The following is an 8,017-nucleotide window of genomic DNA, read 5'->3' as shown; positions in this document are numbered from 1 at the left end:
CAGACGGTGCAGCAGAGCCGGCAACTGGGCCGCCTCCGACCTGGGCAGCGGGGCGGTGAGATGCGCGTCCGCCTCGGTGATCAGTTCCCAGGAGCTGGACAGGACGGTCCTGCCCGTGGCGGTGGGCGACAGCTCGTAGCGCCGGCGGTCAGTTGGACAGGACCGGCGCTCGACGAGGCCGCGGGCCTCCAGGTGGTCGACGATCTCGACCATCACCGCCCCGCTGGTTCCCAGCTCGTGGGCGACGTGCTGCTGGGAGCACGGCGTGTCGTTCGTGATGACGGCAAGCGCGCCGGCGTGGCGTGGGGTGATGCCCACTGGTGCCAGGAGACGAGACGCGATCGTGTGGACCCGGTAGTGCGCGTGGACGACGAGGAAGGTGCTTCGGCCGGTGAGCGCCTCGGGTAGCCCGGACGGGTGACCCGGCCCGACCAGGATCCGGAGCAGCAGGCCGTGTAGCCGTTCGCGCTCCGGCGGGGTCAGGCCGGCGGTGAACAGCCGCTCGGCGGCTTCGAGCCCGGGCCTCATCGCGGTCAGCCGCGCCCGGCCGGCGTCGGTGGGCACAAGGACGTAGCTACGTCGGTCGGCCGGGTTCCGGCGACGCTCGACCAGGCCGGCCTGCTCAAGTCGGTCGACAAGTTTGACCATGGCGGTCCGGTTGACGTCCAGCCGCTCGGCGAGCCGCTGCTGGGACGAGTACGCTCCGTCGGCGTCGATGGCGACCAGCATGGCGTACTCGCGCGGATGCTGGCCCGGCGCCAGCAAGGCCTGTGCGTCCGCTCGCGCCCGTTCGTGCGCGAGCCGCAGCAGGTACCCGACCGAACCGGCGAGCACCGCCGGGACGTACGTCGATCCGCCCGGCTCCGCGGCGCCGACCCCGGCTGCCCCGGCAGCGTTCACCGGCACGGCGTTCACCGGCACGGCGTTCACCGGCACGGCGTTCACCGTCGCAACCGCCGGCTCGCGCTCCCCGATCATGCATCCCTCCGGCCGTCAGGCGTGGCGGCCACGCTCGGCCTTGTCCCTATGGTAGTTGATAGTTAGGCTAGTTGATAGTTAAACAAGTATCTGTAAGAGGCCTGTCTGGGGAGGAACCGTGCAGAGGAAGTGGTGGACGCTCGCGGCGGTCTGCATCGGCGTCTTCATGCTGCTGCTTGACGTCACGATCGTGAACGTGGCGCTGCCGGACATCGGGCGGGCGTTCGGCGCCTCGCTGTCGGACCTGCAATGGACGATCGACGCCTACGCTCTGACGTTGGCCGCCCTGCTGCTGACGGCCGGCTCGCTGGCGGACCGGTTCGGTCGACGGTTGATGTTCGCCGTCGGCACGGCCATGTTCACCGTCGGGTCGTTGCTGTGCGGCCTCGCGCAAACCTCGCTGTTCCTCATCCTGGCCCGGGCCGGGCAGGGTGTCGGCGGTGCGATCATGTTCGCGACGTCCCTGGCGCTGCTCGCCGACGCGTTTCGCGGCCGCGACCGCGGGGTCGCCTTCGGGGTCTTCGGGGCCGTCACCGGCGTGGCGGTCGCTGTGGGCCCGGTCCTCGGCGGGGTGCTGACCAGCGGGTTGTCCTGGCGATGGATCTTCTTCGTGAACCTTCCGGTTGGCGTTGTCGCGGTCGCGATCACTCTGCTCACGGTCGCCGAGTCCCGCAATCCGCACGCCGGTCGGGTCGACTGGTTCGGCCTGGTGACGTTCTCCGGCGCGCTCGGCGCGCTGGTCTACGGGCTCATCCGCAGCAGCACCGACGGCTGGAGCTCGGCCCAGGTCGCCGGGTGCCTGATCGGGGCGGCTGTGCTGCTGGTGGCGTTCGGCGTCGCCGAGGCCGTCCAGACCCAGCCGATGTTCGACCTCACCCTGCTGCGTAAGCCGACCTTCGACGGGGGTTTGTTCGCCGCGTTCGGGCTGTCCGCCAGCCTCTTCTCGATGTTCACCTATCTCGTGCTGTACATGCAGAGCGTGCTCGGCCTGTCGGCCGTCGCCACCGGCATCCGCTTCCTGGTGCTCAGTGGGGCGATTTTCGTGGCCGCCGCCATCGCCGGACGGCTCACCGAACGCGTGCCGGCCAAGCTGCTCATCGGCCCGGGCTTCGTGGCCATCGGCGCGGGCCTGCTGCTCATGGGCGGCCTGACCGTCGACTCCGGGTGGACCCACTTCATCCCCGGTTTCATTGTCGCCGGTGTCGGCGCCGGCTTTGTCAACGTTCCGCTCGCCTCCACCGCTGTCGGTGTGGTGGCGCCGGAACGCGCCGGCATGGCGTCCGGGATCAACACGACCTTCCGTCAGGTCGGGATCGCGACCGGTATCGCCGGCCTTGGTTCGATCTTCAGTGCCCAGATGCGCGACACCGTCACCGTCAGCCTCGCCGGTACGCCCGTGGCCCAGCAGGCTGGCCACATCGCCCAGGCGGTGTCAGGTGGTGGCATCCAGGCGGCGGTCGCGGCCGCACCGCCGTCCGCCCGCGCCGCGATCGGTGTCGCCGCGCACGCCGGCTTCGTCGCCGGGCTGAACGAGGTTCTGCTGGTCGCAGCTGTTACGGCCTTCGTGGCGGCGGGACTGTCGCTCGTCCTCATCCGACAGCGTGACTTCGTCGTCCGCGGCCCGGCCGGTGGTGGCGACGGTGGCGGTCGTGGCCCTGGCGGGGACGGCCAACCGGCTCCGGTGGGTGCCGCACGGGTCAACGGCTGAGTCCGGTGATTGTCTGGACCCCGGCCCAGACCGGGCAGTTCCTCGACACGGCGGAGACGGACCGGCTCTGTCGCCGCAAACCCTGGGGAGTTCCCGGATGCCGGCGACGCCGTCCCGGCCGGACACTCGACCTGAACAACACAGATCGAGATACGTCGATGTCGGTCGACGCACCGAGGAGGTCAGCGGGCGCGTGACGCCAGCCGAGCACATGACGGCCCGGTCGTCGGCGTCGCCGGCCGATGTGGCGGGGGCAGGTCTGACCGCCGCGCCGGGAACCGGGCCGTCCGGCGGCTCCCCTGGCCGGGACGGGGGTGGGGACGCGACACAGTCGCTGGTCGTCGTGGACCGCGCATGGGACCAGGACAACCCCCATGACGAAGAGGACAAGAAGTCCCGCGCGGTTAGGCTCACCTTCCGGGACGAGCTGAAGGGACTGCTCTGCGGCGCTGTGGGCAACGACCCCGCGACCACCGGAAAGCGCGCCTGGGACGTCCCGCCGGGGCCGACCGACACCTTCATTCTCTACTTCGATGACAAAACCGTGCTGGACGTCTTCGTCCTGCTCACCTGGCGGGGGACGAAGCCTTGATACCACCACGCCGGAGGTCGGCATTACCGATCATGCCGGCCGACGGGATGTCCCAGCCATCCCGACTTCCAAGGAGCGGTGGGTTATGTCCCTGACCTGGACCGACCTCCTCATGGAGGATTTTCGGCAACAGCAGAACAACCTGCAGAACCAGTACCAACGTATGCATAATCGTCTCCAGCTCATCATGGGCCTGAACACGACGCTGCTCCCCGCATTTGGTGCGACGGCGGCGGCGGTGGGCGAGGCTGACTGGCGGGGGCGAGGCGGCCCCGCTGCTCCGGCGTAGGGCGACAGACGGAGCGTCCGTGCCAGGGAAGTGAGCCCAATGGTCATCGGATGGCGTTGTCTGCGATCGATGTCAGCGCGAGGCCTGTCCAGCCCCGCGCGACGGGTTCGGCCTGGGCGTTGGCGACGACCGTGCCGTTGCGGCGGGAGACGTACTGATACCCCGTGTAGCGGACCGTGCGGTAGCGTCCATCCTCCCGCGACAGTTCGGTTATGTTGCCGGTGCCGCCCGTGTCTACGAGCTGCTGGTAGGAGCGGGCGCCGTCCTCGTCGGGCATCTTGACCCAGGAAACGGCGACCAACACGACGTCGCCTTTTTTGTCCCGGACCTCGAACTGTGCCCGGTAGAGAGCGGTGCACGGCCGTCGCAGGAAAAAATCATGGACTATCCCGTACGAGTGCTCGGCACAGTCGCTGCCGTCGTACTGCAGGTGTCCGGTGGCCCGCAGACCGTGCCGGGCCAGCCGGACCTCGGTGGACCGGAGGTCCTGCGTGCTGATCTCCACAGTGGGGCGTTGCGACGACCCGCGGGGACGTTCCCCGGACCTGGATAATGATCCGGCTGATGATGCCGACGACCGGGCCGTCCGTGGTGCCGCCGCTGGCGGCAACGGTGCCGCTCGCGGAGACGGTGGTACCGACAAGGGCTACTGCGACGCTGACCGTGACGAGGACTCCCGGCCCTGTTCTCCTGGCCGGCTCACTCCCACCCGGGCTTCCAGTCGCCGGGTCTATCCCGCCGATCCGCCTACCGGCCATGTATAAATCCTCTCGAATCTCGTCGGATGGTTTCCGTGTTCGGGCTTGCAGCCTTAGAGCGACCGGGCGAGGATGTAGAGGGCGACACCGACGGCAGTAATCACCACGCATACGATGATCCCGTAGATGCTCAGCGCGTTTCTGAACGTGACGTTCCTCGGCGCGGAGGTCAGGGCGGGTGCGGGGTTTGGCATACGGCGCCCGCGGACCAGTCGTAGCATTGTCGGTAAGGGAGACGCCGGGTGACGCGGGTCGAGAACGGCTGACAGGTCGCGGGCCTTGTCCAGCCTGTGCCTGTCACACCCCGTGAGTTTTCCGTTGACCAGCGCCCGGCACGTCTCGTCGCCGGCCGTTCGGGGCCGAAACGCACCGCAGATGGTGGGCCAGGCGAACAGTCTTATACCCAGTACAACGGCGATGTAGGCCGGCACCGCGAACCACAGCCCGAACGACGCGAGCAGCCCGGCAAGAACGGCCCCGACGCCAGAGCCGGCTCGAAGCGTTCTCCGCCGCTGGCGTCGGGTCATCTGCACCCTACCCTCCGGTCCGCCCATTGAATTTTTCACGGTTGCGGTACGGCGCAGGTCGGGAGCGAACAAGCTCAGGAAACAACGCCTTCGCGGGCGCCCCCGGCCAGCCTGAGTTTTCATCAAAGAATAGCGGCTCCAGACGGTTACGTACGGCCACCTGAAGGTCGGGCTGACGCGCCTTTCGGGGAAGCCCGCTGGTCACTGCCTTGAGGGCGCCGGCTTACGGCATGTTGGATGTCGGAAATCCGACTGCCGGAACACACGTACAGCGTTGGAAAAACTCACCGTGGCGCTGGCCGGGTGGGCGTAGGTGCGCCAGGCCGCGGCGGCGAGAAAGGTCAGTTGTTCGGCCAGTCGCAGGGCGTCGCTGCCGGCGGTTGCCGTGGGCAGCGTGGCGACGGTTGCGGCCAGGTCGCCGGTTCCGGTGGCCCAGGAGACGACGACCGCACGCCGGTCGGGGTCGTAGGCGTACCGGCTCATCGTCCGGCACCGACTCAGCTGAGGACGACTCGTCGGTCACCGAAGTCGGCGATAATCTCGATCTTTCCGCCGAGTGCCTCCACATAGGCCCGGATGGTCGACAGCCCGGCGCGATCCAGCGCGCCACGCTCAAGATCGGACACGGACGGCTGCTTGACATGCATCCGCTCCGCGAGTTCGACTTGGGTGAGACCCTGCTCCTCGCGGATTTCCCGCAGCCGGTAGGCGCGTACCTCGGCGTCGATCTGGGCGCGGTGCTCCGCGACCCTGTCCTCGCGAGGAGGTCGCTTGGCCCGAGTCTCGTTCCAGGTGCTTGTCACGGCCAGGCCTCCCGTTGCCTCAGCGGTCATAGTCACCACGCAGCCAGCCGTCATACCGGTCGTCGGCGAGTTTGATGTTTCGGACATACCAGCCGCTCCAATCGCCGGACTTGTCGCCACCGACGAGGAGCACCGCCCGTCGCGCCGGATCGAAGATGAACAGGACACGTATCTCGCTCGATTCGGCAGATCCGGGACGTAGCTCCTTCAGGTTGTGGTGGCGAGAGCCCTTGACCAGGTCGACCAGGGGACGACCCAGCGTGGGACCGTCGTCGGCGAGCTTGTCGATCGCCGCGGCGACCAGGTCGTAACTGTCGTCGTCGAGATCCAGCAGCCATGCTTCGACATCGTCGAGCAGCCGCACATCCCAACGCATGCACCCAGTATAAGACACAACCTATACTGGGTTCATGCGTTGGGACGATGTCAGGTTCCACGGCCCGTGCCAACGCCGCCCCGTCGTGGCCTTCCTGCCCGCCGGGCCGACGGCCGTTCTTCTTCTGCAACGACTTCGGGGCCGGTTCGCCAGCCCGTCCGAACTCGGCGGCTTCGAGGAGTTCCGGCCATTCGAAGCCGCGGTCGAACATCTCCACGGGCTTGGTCGCCATGCCGCCCTCATGTTGATAGCTCTACTTATTATAGCTGGAGCTATCCATCCTGCCCTGAAGGTGATCGTGCCGCCGAGAGGGCGAGGATCGCGCGATGGTCGATCATGTAGGAATGGGCAAGGTCCCCCTCGGATACTCTGAGTTTACGGTTTGGTGTGGTGTGTCGGTAGACCGGCGGTGGCCCATGCCCGGAATCCGCCGATGACGTCGGTGGCGTGCTGCAGGCCGATGTCGTGGAGGGAGGCTGCGGCGAGGCTGGATGTGTAGCCTTCCGAGCACACGATGATGATCTGCAGGTGGTAGCCGGTGGCCTCGGGGAGCTTGGCGTCGCTGGTGGGGTCGAAGCGCCACTCGAGTACGTTCCGTTCGACGATCAGAGCGTCGGGGATCTTGCCTTCGGTCGCGCGTTGTGCGGCCGGGCGGATGTCGACGATGACCGCGCCCTGCCGGCGTGCCTGGTCTGCCTGGGTGGGGGTGAGCCGCATCAGTCTGGATCGGGTGTCGGCGAGGATCTGTTCGATCGTTCGGGCCCCTGCCGGGGGCTGCGGGGTAACGGTCACCAGTCGACTCCTGCTCGTTCGCGGCCGATTTCGACGAGTCCCGCGTGTGGATCCAGGGCGTAGCGTCGCATGAACTTCAGCGCTGGCGTGTAGACGTGGATGCTGACCGCCGGGGCGTTGGCGGTGTTGCTGATGTCGTGGACGTGGGCGGGGCCGAAGGAGCGGACCTGACCGGGGGCGAAGGCAGTTGGGTTGGCGAGGGCGGTTGGGCGCAGGGGTTCGGACCGACCGGGGACGACGGTCAGTTCGGTGAGGACGCCGGCCACGACCGTGAACGCGCCCGCGCTGTTGCCGTGGTCGTGCAGGTCGGTGGACTGGCCGGGTAGCCAGGTCAAAAGCCATGCCTGGTAGTCGGATGTGGCGTCCAACAGCATGGACGATCGGCGGGTCGGGTTGAAGCGAACCAGTGGTGTCCAGTTGTCTCGGTGTGCTACGAGTCGGCGGACGATCAGCGCGAGGTCCGTCGGGCGGCGGCTGCTCACGCAGGCGTGGGCGGGCGGCGCCGTGGTCATGCCGCTGTGGTCGAGGTCGAGGTCGACGTCCACGGGTGCAGCGGTGGTCACGAGACGGTACCTCCAGAGGTGGGACGGGTAGCTGGCACAGACACGGCAGGCATGGCTGAACGCTGTGACGGCCGGTGACGGCGGTAGGTCCGTGGGGCGTGGGGAGGGGAGCCCGCGGTGAGGCAGCGGCGGGAGTGCTCCTGCGGCGAAACGGCTTCCCCGATCAGGTTGGCGAGGCCACCGTGGTCACCGTGGCAGGCCGAAAACGACGTCGAAAGGTCGAACGTCGGGTGCCGGACGCCGGGAGGCAGGCCGGCTGCGACTACTTTCAGTCACACTCGCCACGATGGATCGGGCAGCCCGGCTTGAGTGAGCCAGGGGCCGCATGATCATTTTTTGCGCCCCGCCGGCGGCCTTCGCGGATCGTCCTGGCTACCGGGTAGGCATACGACAGCGCAGACACAGTGCGCTGGCCACCCGTACGTAGTCGACGTGCGGGCGGCTGACCAGGACGGTGTGACCGCTCATGACCTGTGAGGCTAGCGGAGCACGGGGTGCATTGTCGACTTTCTCAGTGGAGAATTTGGCGAGTGATCGGTGGGTCTGGCGGCCGCCGCCAGTCTGTTTATCATTGTGGCGTAAATCACTTGTCTACTTCTTGACTCGACAATGTCGATTTACCGAGAGTGCT

Annotated in this window: 12 protein-coding genes; 3 read left to right on the top strand and 9 right to left on the bottom strand. The window is 67.7% G+C overall.

Features of this window, described 5'->3' with window-relative positions:
- Positions 1 to 978, bottom strand: a 978-nt coding sequence (locus U9977_RS23635; RefSeq protein WP_322751480.1) for a MarR family winged helix-turn-helix transcriptional regulator, incomplete at its 3' end; no start/stop codon positions are given.
- A 118-nt stretch (positions 979 to 1,096) separates the two neighbouring features.
- On the opposite strand from U9977_RS23635, the gene U9977_RS23630 reads away from it, so the two are divergent.
- From U9977_RS23630 to U9977_RS23620, 3 genes are all read left to right on the top strand, one after another.
- Entirely contained in the window at positions 1,097 to 2,686 is a 1,590-nt protein-coding gene (locus U9977_RS23630; protein WP_322751479.1) for an MFS transporter, read from the top strand.
- A gap of 193 nt (positions 2,687 to 2,879) precedes the next feature.
- Positions 2,880 to 3,278, top strand: coding sequence for a hypothetical protein (locus U9977_RS23625; protein ID WP_322751478.1), 399 nt, complete (start codon positions 2,880 to 2,882; stop codon positions 3,276 to 3,278).
- 85 nt (positions 3,279 to 3,363) lie between these two features.
- Positions 3,364 to 3,567 carry a hypothetical protein gene (locus tag U9977_RS23620; RefSeq protein ID WP_322751477.1) on the top strand — a complete coding sequence of 68 codons (204 nt, stop codon included), beginning with the start codon at positions 3,364 to 3,366 and terminating at the stop codon, positions 3,565 to 3,567.
- A 43-nt stretch (positions 3,568 to 3,610) separates the two neighbouring features.
- On the opposite strand, the gene U9977_RS23615 is transcribed toward U9977_RS23620, so the two are convergent.
- The 8 genes from U9977_RS23615 to U9977_RS27250 form a co-directional block, all read right to left on the bottom strand.
- Positions 3,611 to 4,072, bottom strand: coding sequence for a hypothetical protein (locus U9977_RS23615; RefSeq protein WP_322751476.1), 462 nt, complete (start codon positions 4,070 to 4,072; stop codon positions 3,611 to 3,613).
- A gap of 306 nt (positions 4,073 to 4,378) precedes the next feature.
- Positions 4,379 to 4,852: a hypothetical protein gene (locus U9977_RS23610; RefSeq protein WP_322751475.1), complete on the bottom strand. Its 474-nt coding sequence runs from the start codon at positions 4,850 to 4,852 to the stop codon at positions 4,379 to 4,381.
- 201 nt (positions 4,853 to 5,053) lie between these two features.
- Entirely contained in the window at positions 5,054 to 5,335 is a 282-nt protein-coding gene (locus U9977_RS23605) for a hypothetical protein (protein ID WP_322751474.1), read from the bottom strand.
- 14 nt (positions 5,336 to 5,349) lie between these two features.
- Complete coding sequence (locus tag U9977_RS23600) at positions 5,350 to 5,655, bottom strand: helix-turn-helix domain-containing protein (RefSeq protein ID WP_322751473.1); 306 nt, start codon at positions 5,653 to 5,655, stop codon at positions 5,350 to 5,352.
- A 19-nt stretch (positions 5,656 to 5,674) separates the two neighbouring features.
- Complete coding sequence (locus U9977_RS23595; RefSeq protein ID WP_322751472.1) at positions 5,675 to 6,031, bottom strand: type II toxin-antitoxin system RelE/ParE family toxin; 357 nt, start codon at positions 6,029 to 6,031, stop codon at positions 5,675 to 5,677.
- A 375-nt stretch (positions 6,032 to 6,406) separates the two neighbouring features.
- Positions 6,407 to 6,826, bottom strand: a complete 420-nt coding sequence (locus U9977_RS23585; RefSeq protein WP_416210762.1) for a rhodanese-like domain-containing protein — start codon at positions 6,824 to 6,826, stop codon at positions 6,407 to 6,409.
- On the bottom strand, positions 6,820 to 7,386 hold the full coding sequence (locus U9977_RS23580; protein ID WP_322751471.1) for a cysteine dioxygenase family protein: 567 nt from the start codon (positions 7,384 to 7,386) through the stop codon (positions 6,820 to 6,822). Before U9977_RS23580 ends, U9977_RS23585 begins: the two co-directional genes overlap by 7 nt.
- 372 nt (positions 7,387 to 7,758) lie before the next feature.
- Positions 7,759 to 7,854 (bottom strand): putative leader peptide, encoded by a 96-nt coding sequence (locus U9977_RS27250; protein WP_416210761.1) that lies wholly within the window; start codon positions 7,852 to 7,854, stop codon positions 7,759 to 7,761.
- Between the last annotated feature and the right edge of the window lie 163 nt (positions 7,855 to 8,017).

It is taken from the genome of Protofrankia sp. Cas8 (genome assembly GCF_963555845.1).
Lineage (GTDB): Bacteria > Actinomycetota > Actinomycetes > Frankiales > Frankiaceae > Protofrankia.
Note: the sequence above shows the minus strand (reverse complement) of the source record. Positions and strands in the feature narration are given on the sequence as shown.

Coding starts and splice junctions, on each gene's coding strand:
- U9977_RS23620 (WP_322751477.1), top strand. CDS start 3,364: ATGTCCCTGACCTGGACCGACCTCCTCATGGAGGATTTTCGGCAACAG.
- U9977_RS23610 (WP_322751475.1), bottom strand. CDS start 4,852: ATGACCCGACGCCAGCGGCGGAGAACGCTTCGAGCCGGCTCTGGCGTC.
- U9977_RS23605 (WP_322751474.1), bottom strand. CDS start 5,335: ATGAGCCGGTACGCCTACGACCCCGACCGGCGTGCGGTCGTCGTCTCC.
- U9977_RS23595 (WP_322751472.1), bottom strand. CDS start 6,031: ATGCGTTGGGATGTGCGGCTGCTCGACGATGTCGAAGCATGGCTGCTG.
- U9977_RS27250 (WP_416210761.1), bottom strand. CDS start 7,854: ATGAGCGGTCACACCGTCCTGGTCAGCCGCCCGCACGTCGACTACGTA.